The following is a 26,010-nucleotide window of genomic DNA, read 5'->3' as shown; positions in this document are numbered from 1 at the left end:
ATGATTCAAACTCTTGAAACCCTATACAGCCAGTTCACCGGCCATGCTCCGGAAAGCGTGGAAGCATTGCCGGGAGCCGGTTCCAACAGAAGCTACTACCGCCTGAAGGGTACTCCGACTCTTATCGGGGTATGCGGTACTTCACGCGAAGAAAACGAGGCCTTCATCTACCTGTCACGCCATTTTCAGGCACAGCATCTTCCAGTACCGGCAGTGCATGCCGTTTCCAACGACGGGCTCTGTTACCTGCAGGATGATTTAGGAACAGATTCTCTGTTTCAGCTTATCGCACACGGAAGAGAAACCGGAGAGTTTGACTCCACAGAAAAGGAGTTGCTAAAGAAAGTCATCCGGTTGCTGCCCCGCATACAGTTTGAAGGGGCACAAGGACTGGATTTCGGGAAATGCTATCCAGCGGTAGAGTTCAATCACAGAAGCATTCTGTGGGACTTGAACTACTTTAAATACTGTTTTCTGAAAGCTACGGGAGTGGAATTCAGAGAAGATTTGTTAGAAGACGATTTCGAAACCCTTTGCCAGACACTGATAGAGAGCATGGAACCCCAACCGGTATTCATGTATCGTGACTTCCAGAGCCGTAATATCATGGTGAAGGACGGAGAGCCTTACCTGATTGACTTCCAGGGAGGACGGAAAGGACCACTGTATTATGACGTGGCTTCTTTCCTCTGGCAAGCCAAGGCCAACTATCCGGACAGCCTGCGCCAGGAACTGATTGACGAGTACTTGGAAGCCCTACGCCCCTACAAACAGATAGAAAAGGAAGTATTCCTGTCCCGTCTACGTCATGTCGTATTGTTCCGCACGCTACAAGTACTGGGAGCTTACGGCTTCCGCGGCTACTTCGAGAAAAAGACTCATTTCATCGAAAGCATTCCTTTCGCTATTGAGAATCTGCGCCAGTTATTGCAGGAGGGTTTTCCGGAATATCCTTATCTCTGCGAGGTATTACAGCGCATGACAGAACTGAAACAGTTTGCCGCTGCACGCAACCGCCGTAACCTGACGGTCACGGTAATGAGTTTCTCTTACCGGAAAGGGATTCCGGCAGACGAAAGTGGAAATGGTGGAGGATACGTGTTCGACTGCCGCGCCGTACACAACCCCGGACGCTACGAGCAGTACAAATCGCTTACAGGACTGAACACACCGGTCATCGAGTTTTTAGAGAAGGACGGAGAGATTACAGAATTCCTTCGTCATACCGACGCTCTGGTGGATGCCCACGTGCAGCGTTTCCTGGAACGTGGATTCTCGCACCTGATGATTTGCTTCGGATGTACCGGAGGGCAGCACCGCTCTGTGTACTCTGCCCAACACACAGCAGTGCACTTGCATGAAAAATTTAAAATTAATGTACACTTGATTCATCGGGAACAACAAATAGACCAATTACTGAAAGCCAAATGAAAGCCATGATATTTGCTGCCGGACTGGGTACCCGGCTCAAACCGCTGACCGACCACATGCCCAAGGCCTTAGTTCCGGTGGCCGGACGTCCCATGCTGGAACATGTGATTCTCAAACTGAAAGAAGCAGGATTTACCGAACTGGTCATCAACATTCACCATTTCGGAGAACAGATTATCGATTTTCTGAAAGCTAACCAGAATTTTGGACTGACCATTCATATCAGCGATGAACGTGACAGATTGCTCGATACAGGAGGCGGTATCAAAAAGGCGGCAACCTTCTTTACAGGAACGGAACCGTTTTTGGTACACAATGTGGACATCCTGTCGAATGCCGACCTGAAAGAGGTTTATGATTTTCATCGGAAAAGTCAGAATCTGGCTACACTGCTGGTCAGCCCGCGCAAAACTTCGCGCTACCTGTTGTTCGATACGGACAACCGTCTGCAGGGCTGGATTCATAAAGACACGTTGCAAACCAAGCCGGAAGGTTTTGTGTACGAACCGGGCCAATACCGCGAATATGCGTTCAGCGGCATCCATGTAATTTCACCGGAACTATTTCATTACATGGATGGAGAGGCATGGAAGGGCAAATTTCCCATCATGGATTTTTATCTGCACACCTGCCGGCAACTCCAGCTCGGAGGATGCATCAAAGAAGACTTGCAACTGATAGACATCGGCAAACCGGACACGCTGGCCCGGGCCGAAGAATTCCTAAAGGATTAATACCAAGTAACCGCACTACCCGTATTGCTTCGCTGATCCCACTTCAGGGCATCGGTCAGCATACTGGAGTTGGCACGGATAGAGAAGTTATAAGAAGTAAACGGACCGAACACCAATCCGCAACTCATATTAAAGCAGTGCAAGTCACGGGTAATGTTCAAGGTTGTCATAGACATCTCCTTGGAGGTAAAGTCGTATCCGGTAGAATAAGTCATGTTCCAACGGCTACCAATCTTGAAGTTACCCGACACGTTCAATGAATGCGTCAATGAATACGGATAACGCATGGTCTTGATGTTAATGTCCTTCGAACGGTCCTCACGAATACTGTAGCTATAGCTCAAGCTGACACTCCAAGGCAATTTGAAAGCCAGGTAACCGTCTGAATCGACAGAAGCTTTCTCCGTCTTTCGCATGTTGGAGTTGTTATTCTGTTCTTCCGTTTCTTCCTCTGTCTCCTCGTCTTCATTTTCTTCCTTACCTTTATTGTCCTTGTTCTTTTTATCCTCTTCTTTCTTACCGAAGAGTTTCTTGAAAGTATCGTTGTTCAAGGTATAAGAGAATGAACCACTGTATCCCTGGAAACGTCCGAAACGTCCATAAGACCATTCTGTGCGGTCGCCCACCACTACATTACCATTTTCATCGAACTGGTATGCATACGTAGCGAATGAGGCATTCATATTAAATGTATAGCTCTTGGTCAGCTTCAAACGAAGGTTCATGCTCAAGTCACTCCACTTTTTATTGGCTACGTCGTAAGAAAGAGAAGCCCCTAACTGGTCAATCAAGCTGATTTTCTTGTAGCCGGTAGTATCCTTGTCCGACTTCATCTTCATCTCGATATTGTTATCAATTGAGAAGCTGATGTTCTGTGACATATTCTTTCCCGGATAGCCGTATACAGCTCCTTCATAAGGAGAATACTCTACGGTACGCACCTCACCGTCTTCATCCGTATAAGTATAGGTGTCGTAATAGCCGTAACGTGATTTTCCAAAGTCCGGTGTATAGGTATAGCTGACGGTCGGTGTAAAGACGTGACGAATCTGAAGCTCCTTGCTCTTCATGAACAAAGGCTTGTACATACCATACAACTTGGTATTCATCTGTAAAGACAGGTTGTAATCGTACAAACGGTTGAAGCCGTTGATAGTATCTCGCTTCACATGATCACGCGAGGTAGGACTCGCATCATAGCTCTGCTTTACTTTTCGCAAATACCAGCGTTCCGTGTAATTGAACGAAGGAACGATGTTGATATACTTGAACAAGTTGAAAGTTGCCGAAACCGGAATCTTGTGCTGCATACCGTTCTCCCACTGTGTCAAAGGTGTCTTAAACAACAGATTATCCTTTGTACTGATGGAGTTGGTAATACTTCCGGTGTACTGCAATGAAATCTTTTCGTACCAGCGCTCATCTCCTGCCGATTTTTTACGCTTGAACGGATAAATACGATTCAATGAGATATTTACGTCCGGAAGCGTCATGCTCAAAGAAGAGTCACGCGTGTTCTGTGTGATATTGAATGCTCCAGAGATGTTCAATCCGATTTCCGGAAAGTTACGTGAGTAGCTCACACTGGAAGCCTTGGTATTCTGAGAATACTGCTGCGGGTTATACAAACTGCTCAAACTGGAACGGTCGTAACTACTGGTAGCAAAGTTCACACTGGCCGAGAACGAACTGTTCGGATTGGCCTTAGCATCCTGCCGGTGACTCCACTGGATACGGAAGTCTTTCGACACAGAATAGTCGGGCATGTTTTTCTCACCCGTTTTTGTCACCAGATAGCTGGCATTGAACGAGCCACTGAATTTATAACGCTTGTTATAGTTAGATGCAGCCGATAATCCCCAAGAACCCTTCGTAAAGACTTCTCCCAATACTTTCAAGTCCATCTGGTCGCTGATGGCAAAATAATAACCACCGTCGCGCAGATAAAAACCACGGTTCATTTCATCACCATACGTCGGCATGATAAAACCGGAAGAATAGCTACTATTGAACGGGAAGAAACCAAAAGGTACGGCAATAGGAAGAGGCACATCCTCTACCACGAGCTGTGCAGGTCCGAATACTACGTTTTTCTTCGGACGTACCTTTGCCATGGAAAGTTTCAAATAAAAATGAGGATGTTCGTGATTGTCGCAAGTAGTATATTTACCATGACGCATGTAAATTTCATCGTTTGCCCCTTTCTTTCCTTCCTCACTGGTGACATATCCTTCACCTTGCTGTGTGACAATGCTATTGATGAAACCCTTCTTGGTCTTGAAGTTATAGCGCATGATTTTAGATTCATACGGTGTTTCTCCATCCTTGAAAATCGGTGAACCCGTTTCCACTCCTGCCGTATCGGTCACTCCCGTGGCATAGACGGTACTGCTGTCCATATTCATCGTAATCACCGCAGAGGTCAGCTCAATGTTCTGGTAATTCACTTTACCTTCTCCATAAAGATGTGCATAGCCCTCTTTCGTAAAGACAATCGAATCGCTTGCCTCATAAATGACCGGCGCATCCAGCGGTTCTTTTTTCTTTGTGGTATCTGCGGCCAGCGAGTCCATTCCCAGCGAATCCAGCGCCAGCGAGTCCCGATGAAGGGAATCGGTCTTCTCTCCTCCCCGCATACGTTTTCCTCTCACACGCTGTGCTTCGGCATAGAATGAGCAGAAAAAGCCAAAAACAAACAGAGATAGCAGTAAATATGTAGTTCTTCTAAATGATGTCATCACCGTCTTTTTACGCAATATGCGGTGCAAAAGTAAGCATTATCCGACAAATAAACGTCAACGCTTTCCTTTTTAATGTATTTTTAGTTCTACAAAAAGAGTTTACACCAGGCATCAAAACGTGCCAACCCCTCTTCCCCATGCTTTTCAATACTCTTTCGGGCCTTCTCCACGCTCTTTTCCTTATCCAATTTGGTCTTTGAATAAAACTTATCGGCAAAACAGATAATCTGCTCTTCCAGGCTGATTGGAATCATTTCACGGTGAGGCACCGGAAGGTCACGTTCCATAATCGCCTTGAGGGAAAGTCCGGCACCTGTATGACGCTCACACACCAGCGCATGACGCGGATAACCCTCACGAGCCACCAACTCCGAACCTAAATACCCATGACAGATATAGGGATATTTACCAAAGCAGAAAATGCCATCTGCGTCCGTCATAAAAATACCAATATCATGAAGCATCGCCGCTTCTTCTATAAAAGTCAAGTCCAGATTCAGTTCCGGATGCTTGCGTGCCATATCCAAGGCCTTGTCTGCTACCGAACGGCTGTGCACCAGCAAAATATGTTTTAACTCATTATCTTCCGGATAATATTTGTCAATCAATGCAAGTGGATTCATAAATAAATGTGGCTATATTTGTAAAAAGTATCACAAATCTACAAAAATTCCATGAGTTACACGAAAAGAATCTTTTTGAAATACATTTTGGGTGCATGTATAAGCTGTTTTATGGCCCTGCAAGGACATGCCACCGTGCGCAACGGAGCTGACCAGCTAGAAAAACTGCTTCCCTTACTTGAAGGAAAACGGGTTTCTCTGGTAGTAAACCATACTTCTCTTTGTGGGAAAACCCACTTACTGGATACCTTGGTCAGTCTAGTAAAAATCGTACGGGTATTTGCTCCTGAACATGGATTTCGAGGGGATGCAGATGCCGGAGAATACATTCAAAACGGAAAAGATACCCGCACGAGGGTGCCCATCCTTTCACTTTATGGAAAAAACAAGAAACCGCTACCGTCACAGCTGACTGGCACAGATGTGGTAGTGTTCGACATACAAGACGTAGGTGCCCGCTTCTATACTTACATCAGTACGCTTTATTACGTGATGCAGGCTTGTGCCGAGAACCAGAAAGAACTGATTGTGCTGGACCGCCCCAATCCTTGTGACTACGTGGACGGTCCGGTACGAGAAAAGGCATACAAAAGCTTTGTAGGTATGCTTCCCATCCCCCTGCTTCATGGATGTACCTTAGGCGAAATAGCCGGAATGATTAATGGAGAAGGCTGGTTAGGTAAAGGCCTGCAATGTCGTTTGCAAGTAATTCGAGTGGAAGGATGGAAACACGGACAGCCTTACTCGCTTCCGGTAAAACCTTCTCCCAATTTACCAAACGATCTTTCCATTGCGCTCTACCCCTCACTCTGTCCTTTTGAAGGAACTTCCGTAAGCATCGGCAGAGGAACTACTTATCCTTTCCAAGTCATCGGTTCTCCGGCACTAAAGGATTTTTTCCAGTTTCAGTTTACTCCACGCTCTTTAAAAGGGTTCGACAAGCATCCGCTTCATCAGAATCAGGCCTGCTTCGGCCTTGACTTGCGTACAAAAAAAGAGCTACCTCAAGGCTTTTCCCTAAAATACCTCCTGCAGTTTTATCAGCTCTATCAGAAGCAATATCCGGATGCCGAAAAGCGTTTCTTCAGCCGTTCCCAATGGTTTGACCTGCTGATGGGTACCTCACAGGTACGCAAGGATATACTTCAGGGAAAAACGGAATCCGAAATACGCCAGGCATGGGAGAAGGACTTGCAAGCTTACCGTTCCTTACGTGAAAAATATTTATTGTATGAATAAAAAACAAGCGGACAGCAGATTGCTTCTTTCAAGCCTCCTACTGTCCGCTTCTTACTATCTTAATCTGCGCGATTATTTCTTTTTCATCTTCTGCATCATACCAGCCATCTTGCTGCCAGTTACCATCTTCATCATCTTACGAGTCTGGTCAAACTGCTTCAACAAACGGTTTACTTCCTGAATGCTTGTTCCACTACCTTTAGCGATACGTGTACGACGTGTTCCGTTCAGAATTTCCGGATGAGTACGTTCTTCCGGAGTCATTGAATAAATAATAGCCTCAATGCTCTTGAATGCATTGTCGTCGATATCAATATCCTTAATGGCTTTTCCTACACCCGGAATCATGGAAGCCAGTTCCTTCAAGTTACCCATCTTCTTAATCTGGTGAATCTGAGTCAGGAAGTCATTGAAATCGAACTGGTTTTTCTGAATCTTCTTCTGAAGGCGTTTCGCTTCTTCTTCATCATACTGTTCCTGTGCACGTTCTACCAATGACACGATATCACCCATACCCAGGATACGGTCGGCCATACGGGCCGGGTGGAACTGATCTACGGCATCCAGTTTCTCACCGGTACCCACGAACATAATCGGCTTGTTTACCACTGTACGGATAGACAGGGCCGCACCACCACGTGTATCACCATCTAACTTGGTCAATACTACACCAGTGAAATCCAGACGTTCATTAAACTCACGCGCTGTATTTACCGCATCCTGTCCGGTCATGGCATCAACTACAAACAATGTAGCATCCGGATTGATAGCTTTCTTGATGGCTTCAATCTCGTTCATCATCTGTTCGTCTATTGCCAAACGACCAGCCGTATCGACAATTACCAGATCATACCCTTTTGCTTTCGCTTCTTGAATGGCATTCAAGGCAATCTGTACAGGGTCTTTGCTGTCCAATTCGCTATATACAGGAACTTCTACCTGCTGGCCGAGCACTTTCAACTGCTCAATTGCAGCCGGACGATACACGTCACACGCTACCAGCAAAGGTTTACGGTTCTTCTTTGATTTCATCATGCGGGCCAGCTTACCAGAGAAGGTAGTCTTACCAGAACCCTGCAAACCTGACATCAAGATAACAGCCGGACGACCTTTCAATTCGATTTCGGCAGTATCTCCTCCCATCAAGGTAGTCAGTTCATCGTGTACAATCTTCACCATCAACTGACTAGGCTTGACAGCTGTCAATACATTCTGTCCCAGTGCTTTTTCCTTTACCGTATCTGTAAAGTTCTTTGCTACTTTATAATTCACGTCCGCATCCAGCAATGCACGACGTACATCCTTCAAGGTTTCGGCCACATTGATTTCGGTGATTTTACCTTCACCTTTCAATATCTTAAACGACCGTTCTAGTCTTTCACTTAAATTATCGAACATATATGTTGCTTTTTTATTTATTATCAAAAATTTCCAGCGTGCAAAATTACAAAAAAATCAGTATGCTCAAATCTTTTTGTTCTGCCATTTTGCTTTTTTCAGATAAATGAGACTGGAACCTAACATCAATACGTAATAAATCACTTCCGTGGTGAAGCATACGTCTACCGATGCCTGGATAACCATGCCCACCACAATGATATAAAGTGCATAGAAAACTTGTACAAACACTTCCAATACCAACGCCGCCTGCGTATTGCCCGTTCCTGATATGCCATTGAAGTACACATTGGCCAGCGAAGCAATCAGCATAGCCCCGCACACCACATACAAAGCCGAAACAGACTCCACCAGCAAGGCTTCTTCATTTGTATAAACCGACAAGATACTTCCGGGAAACGCCACGCACAAGCCTACGCACACTACCATAATCAAAAACGACATCCGGGATATTTTATGCAATAACGTGACTACCCCTGATGAACCGCCGGCACCAATCAGATTACTCACCAACGTATTGGCGGTAGTAGAAAGTGCCTGTACAGGAATCAGCAACACTACATACACACTTCGCACGATATTGGCCACCGCCAGTTGCCGCTGCCCGAGTCGTTCAAGAGCCATAAAAAAGACAAACCAGATGGCCATAGCCAGAAAATACTGTACCATCGTGAAACAAGATATGCGAAGGATGCGTAGCACCATACTTAAATCGAACTGTCCAAAACGATTCAGTCCGTATTTTTTCAAGTCCACCTTATAATAGGTATAAAGCAAAAAGAAGAGCAGTGAAGAAGCCTCAGCAATGACAGAAGCCAAAGCGGCACCACGTACCCCCATTTCTGGCAGACCTAATTCTCCGAATACCAAGGCGTAATCAAGCACCACATTCACCAAAGCCATTACGACTGCATTCATAGTCAACACTTTTGTACGCGTAATACCGATATAAAGCCCGCGAAACATCACATTCACAAAGGCAAAAAGGAATCCCCAGATACGCCAGGTGAAAAATTCATAAGTCGCCCCGTAAATAGAATCCGAAGTAATAAGCAACCGAATCAACGGAGCAGCAGAAAAATACATCAGTATCAGCAAACAAACCGCCATACCGAAACTGAAAGTCGTTCCCTGCCACATAATAGGGCCTACTGCCCGATAGTTTCCTTCTCCATTACGACGAGCTATCAGAATCTGCGAACCAACACTAAAACCGAAAGCTATGGTATAGACACAAATGTAGAGCAATCCGCCCATGGCAGCTGCTCCCAAAGCGACTTCACCCACACGCCCTAAAAAGGCTGTATCGGTCACATTTATCACATTCTGCGCCAACAGGCCCAGAAAAATAGGATAAGTAACACGCCAGATTTCCTTATTGGTGTACATACATCAAAAGAATAAAAATGATTGGAAATTGCATACTTTTGCAAAGATACATTTTTAAAACCAGAACTACATAAAAAGCACTTAAATACCTAACTCGCATTACTTAGTTTCAAATAAAACAATTTCAAATAAAATAATTTTTACTCATTTCGTTGGTTTGTGTGCAATTTAGCACTATTTTTGCAGCCGATTTTTAACAAACAACCTAAAAACGAATGAAAAAATTTCTTTTCATCAGTGCAGCGACACTGTGTATCTCTTTCCCAACTTTCGCGGGAGATTATCTGACCAACACCAATCAAAACGCCGCTTTCCTTCGAATGATAGCCCGAGGAGCTTCTATTGATATAGACGGTGTGTATAGTAACCCTGCAGGACTTTCTTTCCTTTCGCACGAGGGATTCTACCTGTCACTGACCGGACAAAGTGCTTATCAGACCCGCGAAATTGACGCTAATTTCCCACTCTTTAAACAAGCTGACGGAACAAATGGCAGCCGATTGTACAAAGGAACGGCCTCTGCTCCCTTCATTCCGAGCTTTCAAGGATTATATAAAAAGAATAATTGGGTAATCTCTGCCAGCTTTGCCATTACGGGTGGTGGAGGAAAAGCCTCATTCAGCAACGGTCTTCCAATGTTCGATGCATTAGCTATGGGAATGATTACCAAGCAAACTGACGGGCAAGTAACTCCCCAGATGTATGACATTAATACTTCTATGGATGGAAAGCAATACATTTACGGAGTACAATTAGGATTGAGCTACAAAATCAACGACTGGCTGAGTGTATTTGCCGGCGGCCGAATGAACTATTTTACAGGTGGATATGAGGGCTACCTGAAAACAGAACTCAAAAACGATTATACACAAATAGGACAGATGATGGGGCTTCCTGATGGAAAGACACTGGCCAGTATCGATTTGGACTGCAAACAAACCGGATGGGGAATTACTCCGATCATTGGAGCAGACCTTAAATTCAACAAACTTAATATAGGATTAAAGTATGAATTTAAAGCCAACCTGAACCTGGAAAATATAACCGAAAAGATGGACTTGATTAATGTAGACCGAAAATATTTGGCAGACTATGAAGATGGAGTCAATACGCCGAGCGACATTCCATCTATGTTCTCTGCTGCCATCGGTTATGAAATTCTTCCCACCCTACGTGCCTCCGTTGAATATCACTTTTTCGATGACAAGCATGCAGGCATGGCAAATGTAACTCTTCCAGATGGAACCAGTGTGGCAAAACAGAAAACCCTCAAGCACGGTACTCACGAATACCTTGCCGGTATGGAATGGGACATTACCAAACGACTGACTGTCAGTAGTGGTTTCCAAAAAACCAACTATGGTCTGAGCAATGATTTCCAGACTGATACCAGTTTCTCATGCGACTCTTACTCATTGGGATTTGGTGCCAGAGTCAACCTTACACAAGCATGGAGCATTGATGTGGCCTATTTCTGGACACATTACAACAAATACACCAAAGAAACAGACAGCTACAACGGTACAGGCCTGAAAGGGACCGACATTTACAACCGTACGAACAAAGTATTCGGATTAAGTCTGAACTATAAATTCTAATTACCCCCCTCTTCTGGCTTCTCATCTGCCCAACACATGAGAAGCCAGAAGTTAAGCTTAAAAAATCTTTACTTTCTCCTTCTTATTAGAAAGAAAACAGATAGTTTTTGTTACTTTTGTCAAGTAAAACCTTGTACTAATTCTCAAAAATTAAACTATGAACCAAAAACTATCATGGCTACTGCTTTCCACTCTATTGGGAGGAGCCGTACTGACTGGATGTTCGGAAGAAAATCCAAAACCGACAAACGGAGAAGGTGATCAGAATCCCACATCGAAGACCCCCACAGAACTCTATTATGCCAACATGTTCGGCAAGGAGGCTATGAGTACCTACTATTACTGGAATAAGGAAATCAGTAGTGACCTGGACAACTGGAACATCGAGACTAACAATGACCCAATCGGCACCGTTGACCGAATAAGGTACCACCAAGGAGATAAATACATTGACAAATGGTCCATGCTCACCGACGACATGGCTTCCTTTAACAGCAGTGTGGAAGGGGTTTCTACTACATTTGGCTGGAATCTGACTTTCTATCCGGTAAACAAAGAAAAGAATCAATATGTAGCAGTCGTAAACTTTGTCCATGAAGGGACTCCTGCTGCAAAAGCGGAATTTAAACGAGGAGATATTATCCTTTCTATAAATGATGAAAAAATCACCCCCGACAACTATGAGGATTTATACTACAAACCTACCTTAAAAGTTTCCCTCGGAGAACTGCAAGAAGATATCATTGTCAGCCGGAACAAATCAATAGAGCTGACAGCTGTCAACATGTACGAAAATCCTATCATTTGCGACTCCGTATATGAATTCAACGGAAAGAAAGTGGGCTATCTGGCCTATACCGGCTTTGACCTGAAATCCATCAATCCACTGATTGAAATCGGGAAAAAGTTTAAAGCTGAAGGTATTGAAGAACTGGTTTTAGACCTCCGGTACAACGGAGGAGGTTATGTTATCACTGAAAACGTGTTAGCCTCCATGTTTGCTCCACAAGAAGCTGTCAGCAGCAAGAAAGTATTCGAAAAAGAAATCTACAACAGCTATTTGAGCGAAAGCTACCAGAAACAAGGAGAAAGTCTGGAAACCCGCTTCACCACAGAATTCAATTACCCGGAAGTGGAAGTCAATGCAAGCACAAAAGATGCTAACATCGAATTGAAAAAAATCTACGGATTAATCGGTTCCGGATCAGCATCCGCATCCGAAGCACTGCTTGGCGGATTAATGCCTTATACAAACGTTCGACTCATCGGCACACAGACACACGGCAAGTACTGCACCGGGTGGATGCTCAGCGCAGAAGAGATGTACGAGAAATGCCCACAAGAACTGAAGAACTGGGGAATCTATGTAATGGTCAGCATTTACCAGAATGCCGATGGAAAAACTCCCTGTATGCCTGATGGACTCATCCCGGATATCCAAATTGAGGATGACCCGATACAGGCTTATCAAATAGGAGACGTCAACGAGCCTCTCTTGAAACAGGCACTTATGGAAGCCGGACGTTCATACGAAACCAACGGTGTAGGCAGCCGTAGTGCAGCTTCCCCACACTTCAAGGCACTCCCGCCTGTAAAAACACCACTCTTTGGAAAACGTATCCAGCTGATTCCGCCATTCATTTCTTCACACTCCAAATAATGGTTCAATAAAAAAGTTCGCCAGACTCCGTAAAAGAATCTGGCGAACTTTTTTATTCAATCATCTATGATTCAAACACATTCTTATTCTTCCCATACCAGATAAGCAGACACCAGCCAATGGTTCAACTCATCCTTATTTACAGGCTGGGCTTCAGGTATGCTGACAGTGAATGTATGCTTTCCTGCTTGCAAGCCTGGAAGTTCAACTACCTCTGGCAAAACATCCGATCCGGGACACCAGTTAGAACGCGATAAATCAGAAGATGCCAATGGTTCCTCTACCTCCTTGGTCTTATAACCATCTTCACTAATATAGGCCGCCAGGCGTTTGATAAGCCAAACACCAGTCGCCGGATTGAAACGACGGAAAGAAGCACAGTCATCTCTCCAAGGAACAAAACTATAAATCTCTTTACCATCCACGGAAAGAATATTGCGCTTCTGCACAAATTCATCACCACCGGAATGGCCTCCATGACCGGTTACAATGTATTTCAAACGCACATTTTTCGCATTCTTCGGAAGCACAAAATCAGTAGAAACAGATTTACGAGCAAAAATGTCCGGATAAGACTGACCGATATAATATACCGTGTTCATCAGCGGTTCCACATGACGGCGGACAAGCTTTTCACATGTTACCGGAGTTTCCTTGATTTTCAGCTCCATACTGGCCACATACCCTTCTTTTGTCCACGTGTCAATAAAGATACCAACATACACTTCACCTTTAAGGGCCGAATATAAATCCGTAATGTCCTGCTCCCATTGCACACATTTCTCCCACTTAGGAATATAAACCGGACGACGCTTGCTGGACAAAGAATCATCTTCTGCGCTGAAATGCCCTACCCCGAAAGGCGTCATGAAACGCATCAGCTCTATTGTAGGCAAATAGTCCTTTCCCGGTACAATTCCAATCATATTTTCCAGTTTCAAGCTGTCAATTGCCGGAAACTGTTTCTTTCCCTGTGCAATACTCAGCAGATTCACAGCCGAATTCTTGGGAAGCACAAAACAAGAACCGGATTTATCCCAGCGGTCACCATTAGAGGCTACGGTCACCTTCAAGCTGACCGTCACATCCCGCTGGTAATCGGGAATCTGAATCTTCTTTAAAATAATACGACCGTTCACCAGATGAATGACTCCATCCGCACCCGCTGCAGAATACCCTGCATACGTATCTGGTACAAAATGAATATTCTCCTTGTCAAATACCGTCAAATTCAAATCTCCTTTTGCAGGAAGTTCCTTATGTCCTGCCGCACATACGTTCAACGCCACGAATAAGGAAACAAACATACTAACTATCTTCATATACTCATTTTATTATTTTGCAACCTCAAAACCTCTTTTATCCAAATAAGCCTTAAACTTATGCAGATACTCTTCGTCCGGCCCGTCAAAGAAGGAAACCCCTGAAGCTCCATTGTTGAAAGCTTCATCCAATGCCTGCTCAAAGGTATTCTTAATATCAGGGAACATCAATCCGGCATAAATTTTAGCCCGGCCATTAATCGTCTGTACACTTTCCTTCACCGAACGTCCAATCCACTCCGGTCCTTCATAATAAAAACCATTGTAAATCATCGGGAAGTATGCATCGAGCGACCACTGTCCCCAATCCTGACGCACCATCTTGCGAGCCATAGAAGGTCCCGGGAATACCGCAGCAGAGATACGTTTGCCATCTGCCTTGATGGTCTGCGTAATCTTATTGACCACACGTGTAATGGCATCCAGACGGAAATTTATCCATGACTGGTCTTCCATCGGATACTTCAATTCCAGCGGGTCTTTACCGGTCTGTTCCTTAAACATCTTCCGGCATACCTCACAATAACAATAATCATATTCCGGCAATTCAGAAGTCTGCTCAATTCCGTAATTCTTCCATAAGCTCACCGGTAATACTACATCCGGGAAACGCACATAATCCAGATGTACTCCATCCACATAAGGCAGATTCACTTCTTTCAGGTAATCAGCAGCCAAATATTCAGCCACACCTTCATGGTTCGGACACAAGAAGCGGTAATAATCTACATAAGCAGGCTTATCATAGCATGACTCCCCTTTACGGTTCACTGCAAACCAGTCGGGATGTGTCTCACGCACTTCTCTGCGGTTCATGGTCCACTTCCAATAATGTGCCTCCAGACCCGCTTCCTTACACATCCGGTAAGTAGCCTCATCATAGCCTTCAAACATGACTCCACTGATGCCACATTGTTTCATCAGAGCAAAGTATTTCTTATTGTACGCATCTCCCTTTTCCTTGTTAATGCGCATCCATACCCAGTTCTTTACCTGACGGGGAGTAATAGCTTCACGAGTAAACCTACCGTTATGGTCTACCACATAACGCACTTTTTCTTCAGGCACGCTCACCGACATACAGAATGTACGTTGTGTAGCCTCTACCAAGATTTCAGCACCAGCAGGCAAATCCTTCAATTCTGCCTCGGTCAGGAAGAAATTTTCTTTGGAACGAATGTAGTTTTTCTCCTTGGCATAATTATCCAATTGTGCATAGAACATGGCCCAAAGCAACTTATAGGCAGCCATATTGTAAGGATACTTGAAGGAATCAGTACCCGTTCCTATCACCTTATCGGAAAGATACAAGAATCCCCATCTGTCGGGCATGTGCATATCGATGCGTCCAGTAGGCATCCATACCCAGTTTTCTTCACGCTGTCCAGGCTTCAACCACTGCACACGTGAGAAGTTGATACGCCAGCAGTTTCCAGCCTGATCCGGGTTGGAGAAATTCACTGTCAACGCTTTATGAGGAATAGCCATTTCCACGCTCCACTGTTTGTCCTTATCTTTCGACTTGTTCAAGGTTCCTTCACGATGAATAGCCAGCTGAAGTCCCGGACAATCCCACTGAATCATAAAATTACCTCCCGAACGGTAAGGTTTGTCCAGCATCAAGTCAAAAATAACTCCCTTCGCATTGGTTTCTATTTCAAAGTAATTCTGCCCGTCCCCATCCGGATCCAGAAAAACCTCAAAGTCATTGTCATAATAGATAATTGTATCCCGCTGACTGAGTTTTGCCTTGATATCATCCTCCAGCAACACGGCTCCTACATAGAGATAATTATCATCCCACAACATTTTGGCAGAAGTATCATAACAAGGTTTGGCAAATCCTTCCCCACTTATATCTACAAAAGAAGAAGTGGACTGCGCCTTTTGCCAGTCTGCCTCATTCAGTTTTCCATCTACTTTAATTTTTCCATCCACACGATAGCACACATAGCCTTCGGGAAGCGTCAGCATACGTTCATACTTTTCATATAACCCCTGCCCCCAGAGCTGTCCTGCCATTGCAAATGCAAACAAACTACCTATCAATTGTTTTCTCATAATCGATTTTTTTCATTAATTACTTTCAATAACCTGTCCCGCTCCCCGATACAATTTGACCGGTCCGTCCAGCAATACGGCAATTACCGTAATTTGTGAATCAAGCACATGATTGGGCACATCAATATAAAGATTACCAGGCACTTCACTCCAATAGTTCTTATTATACACCTTATAAGACAACATAGAACCATTGCCTACCACCCATACCCGGTTGACTTTATTCATCAGCCCTTTCACTTCAATGGGGCCATTAGGCTTATAAGGTAAATAAAGATACAAAATATCTCCCCCTTTATTCAGTGTTGTATATCCCTGGAAGTGTTCTGTCGGGATACCGGCACGCGTATCATAAATCGCCTCCTTATGCTTTTTCGTCCAACGTCCGAACTCTTTCAAGATAGCTACCTGCTCTTCCGGAATCGTACCGTCCTCTTTCGGACCGATGTCCAGCAACAGATTTCCTCCCATACTCAGGCAATCCACAAAAGTCCGCAATAAGATATAAGGAGACTTATAGTTGGTATCCGTATGCTGATAGCCCCACGAATCATTCATCGTCATACACAACTCCCAATATTTATCTTCCGGACGTACAATAGGAACTCCCTGCTCCGGCGTAGCATAATCTCCATATCCCTGGATACGCGAGTTGATAATTACATTCTTATTGTCCGAGCGCAACAAATCCACAATTCCTTTAGAGTTCCATGCCTCCGCAGTCTGCTCCCAGTCACCATCAAACCAATACAAGTCCGGCTTCCAAGTCTTGTTCAACTCCGCCAATTGTGCCATATTAAAATTCACGAAACGTTTCCAGCGCACGGAGTCATTCGTATAACGCACTTCCGTACGTGTCATGTTCGGATAATCAGGATGCGACCAGTCCAGTAAGGAATAATAGAATCCCAACTTCAGTCCCTGCTTGCGGACTTCTTTTACAAAAGGACTGATCAAATCCCTTTTAGCCGGCGTACATTTTACCGTACTCAGCTCACCCGCCTTTGTATCCCATAAAGCCATTCCATCATGGTGTTTCGTCGTAATCACCGTATAACGGGCTCCACTCTCTTTTATCAAGTCCACCCAAGCCTTAGGATCATACTTCGAAGCAGTAAATCCATCCTTCTGGCTCATGTATTCCTCATACGGCAGGTATTTATTGAAGAAAGACCAGCTTTCGGAAACCCCCTTCACCGAATAAATGCCCCAATGAATAAAAATACCCAACTTGGCATTTGAGAACCACTCCATCCTTTTTTCTTTCTGAACGTCTTGTGGTGATTTTTCCGACACTTGTCCGATAGTAGAAGTGACAATGCTCAAAGATAACAATGCTACAAATAATCGTTTCTTCATAACAACCAATTACTGCATTCTTTATTTATATAAAAAATAGATTTGTATACACAAAAAAATAGCCTAACAACCATTTCTTACGCAGATTATATCTGCAAACAGGTTGTCAGGCTATTCTTTTAAATATTATTTCTGACTATACGCCAATGACCACCACAATGGAACCATCGTAGTATTAGCACCACCTAATAATTCCAATGCGTGCTTATATTCCGTTGGATTTGCATTATCAAGCGTAGTCGGGTATCTCATACGCTGCGGATAATACTGCCATTTCTGTCCAGATTTCCATGATTCCGGATCCCACTCAGTCATATCAGTGCCTGTCATCATTTTTTCATTTGCTATAATGTCAAAGAATGGCAAGCCTACACGACGATAATCAGACCAACACTCTTGCACCAAATATGGCAATTGAGCAATGTATTTTTGAGTAAATATTTTTGATAAATGATCATTCAACTGATTACCATACAATGTACGAGTTCCATCTGGATACTGATATTGAACAGTTCCTTCCTGATCTGTATAACCATCAACATACTTCATTGTCACAGAAGAAGCAGGATCTGTATGATTATATGCCACAGAAGTACCTACGCGATTATACTCTCTCGAACTAATATAATCATCGTAATACTGAGAAACGCCAAAATGAATAAAGCTCAATTTAACAGCTTTATTATAAGCATTTTCTGCAGTAAGACCACCAACTTCACCCGGTGTAACCCACTGACGTTCCAAGGCCTCAGCAACAAGGAAATAAGTTTCCCATGGACCGAAGTAAACCATCTTTTCCTTTGCATCTCTAGCCTGAGAACCCAATATAGGATAATTATTCAAACGTGCACTACTACTATTAGGCAACTCGTTCTTAGACATAGAAGGCGAAAAACTAGTTGTTGTACCAGCAGGTATACCATTCCAAGAATACGTACCATCTATCTTTATGGTATCTGTCTCGTCTTCAAAAGAAATAAGCCCAAAAGTACCTTTATATTTTTTCACTTCAGAACCTATATCAATCGTATTATCTGCATTTGAATCATAAGGTAAATAATATAATTTCAATGCACGAGGATCCAAGTTTTCAGGAAGTCCGTCCATCCAATATCCTTTAGTCGGATTATCAGTATTCAATACAAAATGCTTCTCAAAACGCTTTCCTAAATAATCAGCATCTTTTATGTAACTTGCTGCAATATCAGGGCGTTGTTCTTGAATAGAAATTCCTCCTAAGTTAGTCATCAAATTAGCCAAAGTACCAGACAAACAATGCTGATTATAAGAGCGGGTATACGGACCAGAATAATCATCCCATCCATTATTCTGCACAATTTCCATAATATCCGCATCTTCACTGATTGTCTTACTCAAATCAGCAGCTGCATCCTTAAACTGAGCTACAGCTTTAGCATACATTTCAGGATCCCTATCTTTCAGATTGCTCAAACGCATAGACAAACGCATTCGCAATGAATTGGCATATTTCACCCATTTTGTGGCATCGTACCCAAAATAAGGGTCACATTTTGCCTGATCTTCTGTTGGTTCAACAGATACATCTATCGCTTTTACCGCATCAGCTAATTCATCCAATATATAATTGTATGTATCCTTCTCGCTGCTATATACAGGATTCAATCCCCCCGTCAAATCTTGAGGTAAAGCACAAGGACCAAAACTATCAGCAAACTGTGCTAACAAATATGCACGCCAAATGCGAGCAAACTGCTTCATATTCGGATAAAATTTCTGATCGACCACCTCATCCGGATGAGTTTCAGCTATTTGAACAGCCAGTGTCGCATTATTTATAGAAAATGCAATTGCTGGATAGTAAAAAGAGCTGATATAATCATCATCATAATTACCAATAGACAGATGTTTCTTCTCTGTAAGAAAACGAGCACCTTCTCCCCAGTTATAAACGTATACACGTTCACCTGTACTAGGGTCCATCTGAATCTTGCTAAAAGACTGATTCAAGGCAAAGTAGGATTTAACAGATCCTAATTGTGTCTTAGAAGGGTCTGTATTCACCTCATCAAAATCAGAGCAAGAAGTTAATCCTAAACTGAATAGGCTTAACCCTAAAAATAATTTATCAATCGCTTTCATTTAAAATTCTTTTTTTGATTAGAAACCAAGAGTAACGTTAAATAAATAAGAACGTGATGTAGGAGATGCACAGTTCTCAAAACCTGTAGCATTAGTATTTGTGATAAATACAGCTTCAGGATCTATGCCATTCATATCACTGTAAATCATCCATACGTTATTCACAGAGAAACCTAATTTCAACTGCTGGAAAATAGTCTTCTTTAACATAGATGATGGAAATGAATAGTTCAACGCAATATTACGCAAACGAATATTGGTTGCATCATAAATATTTGCTTCTCCAATACCAGTATTACCTGTACCTATAGCCTGCCAATAATCCTGCTGAGAAACCTTTATTGTACTAGGAGCGTATGTTCCATCTTGCTGGGCAATTACACCATCCACTACAAAATTCTCACGCATTCCACCCGGTGCTGTACATTCTGCACGGCCGGCAATCTGTAATGCATAATTAGTATAAGAATAAATATCACCGCCTAAACGTCCGTCAATCTGGAAGCTCAAAGCAAAGTTCTTATATCTAAAGCTGTTATTCCAACCTAACATACAGTCGGCCTGCTGATCACCAATCTTCTCAGAAACCCCTGTAGACTGAGGCAAACCAGCTTTATTTAATAATAACTTACCATAATACGGACTATTTTCATCCGTTACACGCATAAACTTGGTACCCCAAATCTCACCATAGTTACCACCCTGCACAGCGTAAACTTTTAATTCAGCGGCACCACCTAATTCATATTTATCAACTCCAGGAGCTAATTCAATAACCTTGTTATTATTCTTAGAGAAGTTGAACTGAGTATCCCAGCTAAAATCATTTGTTTCAATAGGACGTGCATTAATCATCAACTCAATACCTGTATTCTGAATATTACCTGCATTAATCTTACGAGATTTGTATCCAGACATATTATCCATCGGAATATTCATCAACTGACGCTTTGCATTTGATTTATACCATGCCACATCAAATCCTAAACGATTGTTGAAGAATTTCAATTCCAAGCCGGCTTCCCATGAAGAAATCAACTCACTTTGCACTGTTGAATCATAATAAGTTTCAAGAGGCTTACCTGTTGTATTACCATTAGGGTCGGAAGATATTTCATAATAATTATACAACTGATACGCATCCATATCATTACCTACTTGAGCAAAAGAAGCACGTACTTTAGCATAAGTAAACCATGACGGCATCATCTTATCCATTTTTCCAACCATATCACTGATAATCCAAGAAGCTGAAATTGATGGATAGAAGAAAGAACGATTTTCCTTACTCAAAGCTGAAGACCAGTCATTACGGAAAGTTGCATCCAAGAATACCCATCCATCATAGTTAATACCCAATGTACCATACAATGAATTAATTTTCTTGTGATTGTAAGTTTCCTTAAAGTTACGGTCATTCTTACTACTATTCAACAAGTTAAACAAGTTTGGAACTGTAAGTTTGGTTGCATCACCTTTTAAGCCGGTGGTTTTTCTTTCCATCAAGTTTCCACCAAAAGTCATTGTACCACCAAACTTATCAATCAAATGGTCTTTCTGAGCGCTAATCAAAAAGCTGAAGTTATTTTCATAAAACTTCTTTTCTTCCAAGCTATATTGGCTGTTACCATTATTACGATTACTTCCAGCATATAGTTTGTTATTGCTTTCTGTATTATACATATCGCTACCCGCTTTGATTTCCGCATTCAACCAATCTGTAAATTTATACTTCAAAGAAGCATTCATCAAAAAACGGTTACGAGTATCATGGTTCGTATTATACAGTTCAGCCCAATAAGGGTTCATTCCACTATTATTATACCAATTAATTTTACCTTCATCAGTCAAAGGATTGCTATAATCACGAATATCCATTGAAGAAGGCAACTGGTAAATAGTGCGGAACATATTCTGATCGTTTGAACCTGTCATTGGTCGGTTATCTGCATTCGTATTGATATACTGTACCTTTGCATCCAAACTCCAGCGATCATCCTTACCAAATGTATAAAAAGCACGCAAAGTCAAGTTTGTACGATCCAATGTAGCTCCAGGAATCTTGCTTGAATCATCCATTCGGTTCAAAGACGCATAGATAGATGTCTTATCATACTGCTGAGAGAAAGAGATACTTTCCGTCAAATTAAGACCAGTCTTGAAAAATGCGTCTACGTTATCATAATACTGCATCACGCGTTTTTGTCCGTTGAAGGTATATTCACTTCCCATAGCAGGTCCCCAGCTATTGGATGTTTCTGTATTATATGCACCATTATCACCTTGACCAAATGATTTCTGCATCTTAGGATTCATGAAAATCGTTTCTGCAGAAACTGATCCAGAAATGGTAATACCTAAACCTTCACGTTTAGTACCTTTTTTTGTTGTAATCAAAATAACACCATTACCTGCACGAGATCCATAAAGTGCGGCAGCAGAAGCACCTTTCAAAACGGACATTGATTCAATATCTTCCGGATTAATATCTGAAAGACCATTACCCATATCCAAAGACGGATTATAAAAGTCCGCATTATCTGCACCGGTAAAGTTATCCATAGGAACACCATCAACCACAATCAACGGCTGATTTGTACCTGTCACAGAGTTTGCACCACGCAACTGAATTTTTGAAGATCCACCAGGTCCATTACTAGAACGAATAACCTGTACACCCGAAATCTTACCAGACAAAGCATTAGCGAGGTTTGTTTCACGGGCTTCAACCAAAGATTCTCCTTTGACTTCCTGAATGGCATAACCCAAAGCTTTCTTTTCACGCTTGATACCCAAAGCAGTCACCACTACTTCCTGAAGGACCTCAGTATCATCAGACATTTGAATAGTTCCAAGATCTGATACAGCTTTTAACTGTTGTGTCTTATAACCTATATAAGACAATTCAAGTGTAGCTCCAGAAGTTACTTGTAAAGTAAACTTACCATCAATATCCGTAATCGTACCATTTGTAGTACCAACTTCAAGAATACTTACACCTATCAAAGGCTCACCTTGAGCGTCAACAACTGTACCTTGAGTGGTAATTTTAGCAGACTGTTGTAGTATAGATGCATCCACTGACTTTTCAGGAGCAGCCCATACAGTTCCCCATCCGGAAACAACCAACAATAAAAACATTTGTGAAAACCTACCAATTCTCATAAATTAATTAGATTAATGATATAACTTAGAATTAGAATTTATTATTCAAAAAAGACGAGAAGTCAACAAGATATCAATTAAATATTTTAAAAATATCCATGGCTAATTTTCATAGATATTACATTAATGTTTACATTTATAAAATTATTCATAGTACAAATATAGATATATTTTAAATAATCCACTCTTTATATATAGAAAAATGAATAAAATTAAATATTATTAATATTATATGAGTTAAAAAACAAACAAGGAATCAGAAAGGCTTCACATAGACATACACATTCTAACAATAAAATAAAAGAAGTTACAGTTTAAAGGTATGACAACATCCGTTACATCCAAGTTTTTTTGAACAAAGATTCTTTTTCTAAAAAAGTGCGACGCTACAACAAAACAGAACCAAAAATAATATACAAAAGGGCACAAAAAAAACTCCGCCAATTGGCGGAGTTCTATCAGAAAGCGGAAGCTGGGGAACTCGAACCTTTCAGCTTCAACTCTGTATATCAATTAGTTTTACACTTGTCAAGACTTCTTTCTGTAGCATTTTTGTAGCAAAACTGCCAAATCTCTAATGAACCCTTGTTGACAACCTCCGTCATCACTAATTCATGGTTCAAAGATAATCTTTTTCGAACTAAACGCCAAATGATTGATAATAAATATTTTCCAAGGCTCTCTGCTACACTTTTAGTGCAAGGTGCAAGCCCCTTAATATATAAGGAGGCTTGCACCTTGCACTAAAGGAGTTTTTCTCTAGATTAAATCCCAACCAAGGTTGACAAATCAAACAAAAACCACTATCTTTGTAACCATTAAAATTTAAAGCCATGAAACAGATATTTTCACAGCGACTTAAAAGTGCCAGACTTATGAATGGCCTATCTATGGATAGTCTTTGCGAAAAAATGAATCATATCGTATCGAAGCAGTCTATCTCAAAATATGAAAAAGGTATAATGATGCCAGACAGCACCATACTTATAGCCTTATCCAAAGCACTTAATGTTAGTGTGGATTTTTTCTTTCGCCCATATAATGTGACAGTGGAAGATATTGAATTCAGGAAAAAGAGCAAACTTAAATCTTCTTCACTAAAAGGAATAAAGGAAAAGGTAATAGACGAAATAGAGAGATATATGGAAATAGAAAATCTGCTGGATATGGATAATTCTTTTCATATAGACTATAAGGATATTATTATCAAGGAAAAGAATGATGCGATCACCGTAGCTGGCAAATTACGTAACGATTGGAAATTAGGAGAAGATGCCATCAGCAACATTACTTTTCTTCTTGAAGAAAATGGTATAAAGGTAATACATCTGGATGCAGAAACTGAATTTGATGGATTAAGCGGATTTATAAATAAAACGGTTCCTGTTATCATTGTAAATAAGAATGCAACTGCAGAAAGACAACGATTTACTGCCTTACATGAATTAGGTCATCTGTTGTTGAACTTTGCTCAAGAATTACAGGACAAGGAAAGAGAAAGATTGTGTAACATCTTCGCTAATGAAATGCTTATACCGACCTCAGAATTTATCCGACTTATAGGCGTATCCAGAAAAGATATTTCATTGCAAGAACTTATACCTATCCAGATACAATTTGGTATATCCATTGATGCACTCATGTACAAAGCAAAAGAAGCCAGTATTATTACTGAACAAAGATATAAAGGATACTGCATAAAGAAAAACAGTTCTTCAGATTTTAATGAGCAGATTAAGGAAACCCGCTACCCTCAAGAACAAAGTCACCGATTCTTAGGATTGGTTTATAAGGCTATTTCTCAAGAGATAATATCCATAAGCAAAGCATCTTCTTTGTTGAATTGCTCAGTAAACGAAGTACGCTCATCATTAAACTTTATCTGATATGGGGACAATTGTTGTTAATGATACAAATATCTTCATAGATCTTATATCTGTAGATTTATTGGATGAGTTTTTCAGTCTGCCCATAGACATTCACACCACAGATTTTGTTGTCCATGAGTTGACCGAACCTTTACAACAGAAAAAAGTTGAATCATATATTAGACAAAATAAACTGACAGTAAAACTCCATTCAGCCATTGAAGTAATAGAAATAGCAGAATTTCAAACTACCTGCGAGAATAATGTGTCCATCACCGACTGTTCCGTTTGGCTTTATGCCAAAAAGAATAATTATACTTTATTGACAGGAGATGGCAAGTTAAGAAAATCTGCAAGTAAATCAGGGGTTGAAGTTTGTGGAATACTTAAAATATTTGATATGCTTGTTGAAGATTATCAAATTATACCTAAACAGAATGGAGCAGACATGCTGGAAAAACTATTTAAAATCAATAACAGGCTTCCATCACGTGAGATAGAAAACAGACTAAACAAATGGCGCAAATAGCCTAAAGAACAATAAGAAGAAGTGGACATCAAAACTATAATACATCCTCGTATTGGAGTAATGATATTACTTCTTCTTTTATCTTATATACTGTTCAAACTCTACTTCAAGCAATAATTCATATGGTTAATAAGTTTTGACATACCATTTTTCTAATTCATAATTGACAACTTATCCCAGTTCTTGTTAAAATTAACATTAGTGATTCCTAGTTCTCTCAATAGAATGATGCAAACTGCAAAAGATAAATCATTGTTTATATTTTTCATATCTAACAATTCTGTATAGTCATTTTTGCGGTCATGTATTATGGTATTTCTTAAATCTTTAATGTCCTTTATCCCTGTTTCTTCTTTTTTTACTGTAGCAAAATGTCTATTTAGTTTCTTCCAGTCAATACTATTATCCTTGATTATTTTCTTTATGGGATTCATTTCCCTAGGCTTTTTTATCAACATCCCTGGTAAGTCGTTATACCATTTCTCTTTTATAGCTTTAAAAATTGGAGAGCCATTTGAATATTTTTCATCTTCTCCTACATTGGCATCTCTCATTCCTTGAATAAAAGATTCAAATAATGAGTCAAAAACCTGTTTCATAATATCCTTCTCTTCAAAATAAACAGGTTCAGTGTCAGCAAGAGTTTCTAAAATGGAATATAATATCAGGAAAGCGGATATATCATCCAAATATATAGTTCTAATATAGTCATTTATTGTGGTGCATATTCCGGCGGATACCCGTTCAGCATTTCCGGTGATATCCGTTCAGT

The 26,010-nt window shown here is 41.5% G+C and carries 17 protein-coding genes; 7 read left to right on the top strand and 10 right to left on the bottom strand.

Annotated elements, in window-relative coordinates:
• Positions 1 to 1,431 (top strand): RapZ C-terminal domain-containing protein, encoded by a 1,431-nt coding sequence (locus DXD04_RS14680; RefSeq protein WP_117673941.1) that lies wholly within the window; start codon positions 1 to 3, stop codon positions 1,429 to 1,431.
• Positions 1,428 to 2,165 carry a nucleotidyltransferase family protein gene (locus tag DXD04_RS14675; protein ID WP_117673940.1) on the top strand — a complete coding sequence of 246 codons (738 nt, stop codon included), beginning with the start codon at positions 1,428 to 1,430 and terminating at the stop codon, positions 2,163 to 2,165. The genes DXD04_RS14680 and DXD04_RS14675 overlap by 4 nt, the downstream gene beginning before the upstream one ends.
• Here the strand turns inward: DXD04_RS14675 and DXD04_RS14670 are convergent.
• Both DXD04_RS14670 and DXD04_RS14665 read right to left on the bottom strand, forming a co-directional pair.
• On the bottom strand, positions 2,162 to 4,801 hold the full coding sequence (locus DXD04_RS14670) for a putative LPS assembly protein LptD (RefSeq protein ID WP_229035402.1): 2,640 nt from the start codon (positions 4,799 to 4,801) through the stop codon (positions 2,162 to 2,164). The genes DXD04_RS14675 and DXD04_RS14670 overlap by 4 nt on opposite strands.
• Before the next feature lie 191 nt (positions 4,802 to 4,992).
• Positions 4,993 to 5,529, bottom strand: coding sequence for an HD domain-containing protein (locus tag DXD04_RS14665; protein WP_117673938.1), 537 nt, complete (start codon positions 5,527 to 5,529; stop codon positions 4,993 to 4,995).
• Between the two features lie 51 nt (positions 5,530 to 5,580).
• Between DXD04_RS14665 and DXD04_RS14660 the strand changes: the two genes are divergently transcribed.
• The gene (locus DXD04_RS14660) at positions 5,581 to 6,768 is read left to right on the top strand and encodes an exo-beta-N-acetylmuramidase NamZ family protein (RefSeq protein WP_117673937.1); all 1,188 of its coding nucleotides are present in this window, start codon (positions 5,581 to 5,583) and stop codon (positions 6,766 to 6,768) included.
• Positions 6,769 to 6,840: 72 nt separating this feature from the next.
• On the opposite strand, the gene ffh is transcribed toward DXD04_RS14660, so the two are convergent.
• The gene (ffh, locus tag DXD04_RS14655) at positions 6,841 to 8,166 is read right to left on the bottom strand and encodes a signal recognition particle protein (RefSeq protein ID WP_117673936.1); all 1,326 of its coding nucleotides are present in this window, start codon (positions 8,164 to 8,166) and stop codon (positions 6,841 to 6,843) included.
• 66 nt (positions 8,167 to 8,232) lie between these two features.
• Complete coding sequence (locus DXD04_RS14650; protein WP_117673935.1) at positions 8,233 to 9,555, bottom strand: MATE family efflux transporter; 1,323 nt, start codon at positions 9,553 to 9,555, stop codon at positions 8,233 to 8,235.
• A gap of 215 nt (positions 9,556 to 9,770) precedes the next feature.
• On the opposite strand from DXD04_RS14650, the gene DXD04_RS14645 reads away from it, so the two are divergent.
• Together DXD04_RS14645 and DXD04_RS14640 are read left to right on the top strand one after the other, a co-directional pair.
• A complete protein-coding gene (locus tag DXD04_RS14645) occupies positions 9,771 to 11,153 on the top strand; it encodes an OmpP1/FadL family transporter (RefSeq protein WP_117673934.1) in 1,383 nt (460 codons plus the stop codon).
• A 157-nt stretch (positions 11,154 to 11,310) separates the two neighbouring features.
• Complete coding sequence (locus DXD04_RS14640) at positions 11,311 to 12,813, top strand: S41 family peptidase (protein ID WP_117673933.1); 1,503 nt, start codon at positions 11,311 to 11,313, stop codon at positions 12,811 to 12,813.
• A gap of 83 nt (positions 12,814 to 12,896) precedes the next feature.
• On the opposite strand, the gene DXD04_RS14635 is transcribed toward DXD04_RS14640, so the two are convergent.
• The 5 genes from DXD04_RS14635 to DXD04_RS14615 form a co-directional block, all read right to left on the bottom strand.
• Positions 12,897 to 14,135: a PNGase F N-terminal domain-containing protein gene (locus tag DXD04_RS14635; RefSeq protein WP_117673932.1), complete on the bottom strand. Its 1,239-nt coding sequence runs from the start codon at positions 14,133 to 14,135 to the stop codon at positions 12,897 to 12,899.
• A 12-nt stretch (positions 14,136 to 14,147) separates the two neighbouring features.
• A complete protein-coding gene (locus tag DXD04_RS14630; RefSeq protein ID WP_409034806.1) occupies positions 14,148 to 16,157 on the bottom strand; it encodes a sugar-binding protein in 2,010 nt (669 codons plus the stop codon).
• 54 nt (positions 16,158 to 16,211) lie between these two features.
• A complete protein-coding gene (locus DXD04_RS14625; protein WP_117673930.1) occupies positions 16,212 to 17,555 on the bottom strand; it encodes an alpha-L-fucosidase in 1,344 nt (447 codons plus the stop codon).
• Between the two features lie 126 nt (positions 17,556 to 17,681).
• Positions 17,682 to 19,676 carry a SusD/RagB family nutrient-binding outer membrane lipoprotein gene (locus DXD04_RS14620; protein WP_117673929.1) on the bottom strand — a complete coding sequence of 665 codons (1,995 nt, stop codon included), beginning with the start codon at positions 19,674 to 19,676 and terminating at the stop codon, positions 17,682 to 17,684.
• An 18-nt stretch (positions 19,677 to 19,694) separates the two neighbouring features.
• On the bottom strand, positions 19,695 to 22,841 hold the full coding sequence (locus DXD04_RS14615) for a SusC/RagA family TonB-linked outer membrane protein (protein WP_259299566.1): 3,147 nt from the start codon (positions 22,839 to 22,841) through the stop codon (positions 19,695 to 19,697).
• Positions 22,842 to 23,674: 833 nt separating this feature from the next.
• On the opposite strand from DXD04_RS14615, the gene DXD04_RS14610 reads away from it, so the two are divergent.
• Both DXD04_RS14610 and DXD04_RS14605 read left to right on the top strand, forming a co-directional pair.
• Complete coding sequence (locus tag DXD04_RS14610; RefSeq protein WP_117673927.1) at positions 23,675 to 24,727, top strand: helix-turn-helix domain-containing protein; 1,053 nt, start codon at positions 23,675 to 23,677, stop codon at positions 24,725 to 24,727.
• Position 24,728: 1 nt separating this feature from the next.
• Positions 24,729 to 25,238: a PIN domain-containing protein gene (locus DXD04_RS14605; protein ID WP_117673926.1), complete on the top strand. Its 510-nt coding sequence runs from the start codon at positions 24,729 to 24,731 to the stop codon at positions 25,236 to 25,238.
• A gap of 152 nt (positions 25,239 to 25,390) precedes the next feature.
• Here the strand turns inward: DXD04_RS14605 and DXD04_RS14600 are convergent, their stop codons facing one another.
• Positions 25,391 to 25,927: a hypothetical protein gene (locus DXD04_RS14600; RefSeq protein WP_117673925.1), complete on the bottom strand. Its 537-nt coding sequence runs from the start codon at positions 25,925 to 25,927 to the stop codon at positions 25,391 to 25,393.
• Positions 25,928 to 26,010 lie beyond the last annotated feature (83 nt).

This window comes from Phocaeicola plebeius, from assembly GCF_003437535.1.
In the GTDB taxonomy this organism is placed as follows: domain Bacteria; phylum Bacteroidota; class Bacteroidia; order Bacteroidales; family Bacteroidaceae; genus Phocaeicola; species Phocaeicola plebeius_A.
This window is presented reverse-complemented; position numbering and strand designations above follow the sequence as displayed.

Bases quoted from the DNA above. Each gene is read 5' to 3' on its own strand.
- DXD04_RS14680 (WP_117673941.1), top strand. From the start codon at position 1: ATGATTCAAACTCTTGAAACCCTATACAGCCAGTTCACCGGCCATGCT.
- DXD04_RS14675 (WP_117673940.1), top strand. From the start codon at position 1,428: ATGAAAGCCATGATATTTGCTGCCGGACTGGGTACCCGGCTCAAACCG.
- DXD04_RS14670 (WP_229035402.1), bottom strand. From the start codon at position 4,801: ATGCGGGGAGGAGAGAAGACCGATTCCCTTCATCGGGACTCGCTGGCG.
- DXD04_RS14665 (WP_117673938.1), bottom strand. From the start codon at position 5,529: ATGAATCCACTTGCATTGATTGACAAATATTATCCGGAAGATAATGAG.
- DXD04_RS14660 (WP_117673937.1), top strand. From the start codon at position 5,581: ATGAGTTACACGAAAAGAATCTTTTTGAAATACATTTTGGGTGCATGT.
- ffh (WP_117673936.1), bottom strand. From the start codon at position 8,166: ATGTTCGATAATTTAAGTGAAAGACTAGAACGGTCGTTTAAGATATTG.
- DXD04_RS14650 (WP_117673935.1), bottom strand. From the start codon at position 9,555: ATGTACACCAATAAGGAAATCTGGCGTGTTACTTATCCTATTTTTCTG.
- DXD04_RS14645 (WP_117673934.1), top strand. From the start codon at position 9,771: ATGAAAAAATTTCTTTTCATCAGTGCAGCGACACTGTGTATCTCTTTC.
- DXD04_RS14640 (WP_117673933.1), top strand. From the start codon at position 11,311: ATGAACCAAAAACTATCATGGCTACTGCTTTCCACTCTATTGGGAGGA.
- DXD04_RS14635 (WP_117673932.1), bottom strand. From the start codon at position 14,135: ATGAAGATAGTTAGTATGTTTGTTTCCTTATTCGTGGCGTTGAACGTA.
- DXD04_RS14630 (WP_409034806.1), bottom strand. From the start codon at position 16,157: ATGGCAGGACAGCTCTGGGGGCAGGGGTTATATGAAAAGTATGAACGT.
- DXD04_RS14625 (WP_117673930.1), bottom strand. From the start codon at position 17,555: ATGAAGAAACGATTATTTGTAGCATTGTTATCTTTGAGCATTGTCACT.
- DXD04_RS14620 (WP_117673929.1), bottom strand. From the start codon at position 19,676: ATGAAAGCGATTGATAAATTATTTTTAGGGTTAAGCCTATTCAGTTTA.
- DXD04_RS14615 (WP_259299566.1), bottom strand. From the start codon at position 22,841: ATGAGAATTGGTAGGTTTTCACAAATGTTTTTATTGTTGGTTGTTTCC.
- DXD04_RS14610 (WP_117673927.1), top strand. From the start codon at position 23,675: ATGAAACAGATATTTTCACAGCGACTTAAAAGTGCCAGACTTATGAAT.
- DXD04_RS14605 (WP_117673926.1), top strand. From the start codon at position 24,729: ATGGGGACAATTGTTGTTAATGATACAAATATCTTCATAGATCTTATA.